A 1,111-nucleotide genomic window follows, 5' to 3' on the forward strand; every position below is an offset into this window, starting at 1 on the left:
TCGCGCTTCTGCATTTCGTGCAGCAGCGTGACGAGAATCCGGCAGCCCGACGCGCCGATCGGATGACCGATCGCGATCGCCCCGCCGTTCACGTTGATCTTCGACTGATCCCAGCCCATCTGCTTGTGCACCGCCAGCGCTTGCGCCGCGAACGCCTCGTTGATTTCCATCAGATCGAGATCGTTCACGCTCCAGCCCGCACGCTCCAGACAGCGCTTCGACGCCGGCACCGGGCCCATGCCCATGATCTTCGGATCGACGCCCGCGTTCGCGTACGCCTTGATGCGCGCGAGCGGCGTCAAGCCGAGCGCTTCGGCCTTCTTCGCCGACATCACGACGACCGCCGCCGCGCCGTCGTTGATGCCCGATGCGTTTGCAGCGGTGACGGTGCCTTCCTTCGAGAACGCCGGCTTCAGGCCCGCGAGCGCCTCGGCCGTCACGCCGTGACGCACGAATTCGTCGGTGTTGAATTGCAGCGGCTCGCCTTTACGTTGCGGAATCGCGACCGGCACGATTTCGTCGTTGAAGCGGCCCGCCTTCTGCGCGGCTTCCGCCTTGTTCTGCGACAGCGCCGCGAATGCGTCCTGCTGCTCGCGCGTGATGCCGAATTCCTTCGCGACGTTTTCCGCCGTCGTGCCCATGTGATAGTTGTTATAGACGTCCCACAGGCCATCGACGATCATCGTGTCGATCAGCTTCGCGTCGCCCATGCGGAAGCCGTCGCGCGAGCCCGGCAGCACGTGCGGCGCCGCGCTCATGTTTTCCTGGCCGCCCGCGACGACGATCTCCGCGTCGCCCGCGATGATCGCGTTCGCTGCCAGCATCACCGCTTTGAGGCCCGAGCCGCAGACCTTGTTGATCGTCATGCCCGGCACCATGTCGGGCAAGCCCGCCTTGATGAGCGACTGGCGCGCCGGATTCTGGCCCGAACCGGCCGCGAGCACTTGGCCCAGGATCACTTCGCTCACCTGATCCGGCTTTACGCCCGCGCGCTCCAGCACGGCCTTGATGACCGTCGCGCCCAGTTCCGGCGCCGCGATTTTCGCGAGCGAGCCGCCGAATTTGCCTACCGCCGTACGCGCGGCCGATACGATCACTACGTCAGTCATTT

At 65.6% G+C, this 1,111-nt stretch carries 1 protein-coding gene; it reads right to left on the reverse strand.

Annotated features, from left to right (window positions below; genetic code table 11):
• A partial coding sequence (locus NCT05_RS36635; RefSeq protein WP_250480132.1) for an acetyl-CoA C-acetyltransferase occupies nucleotides 1–1,109 on the reverse strand: 1,109 nt, incomplete at its 3' end.
• Nucleotides 1,110–1,111: the final 2 nt, after the last annotated feature.

The organism is Caballeronia sp. AZ7_KS35 (assembly GCF_023631045.1).
Classification (GTDB): Bacteria; Pseudomonadota; Gammaproteobacteria; order Burkholderiales; family Burkholderiaceae; genus Caballeronia; species Caballeronia zhejiangensis.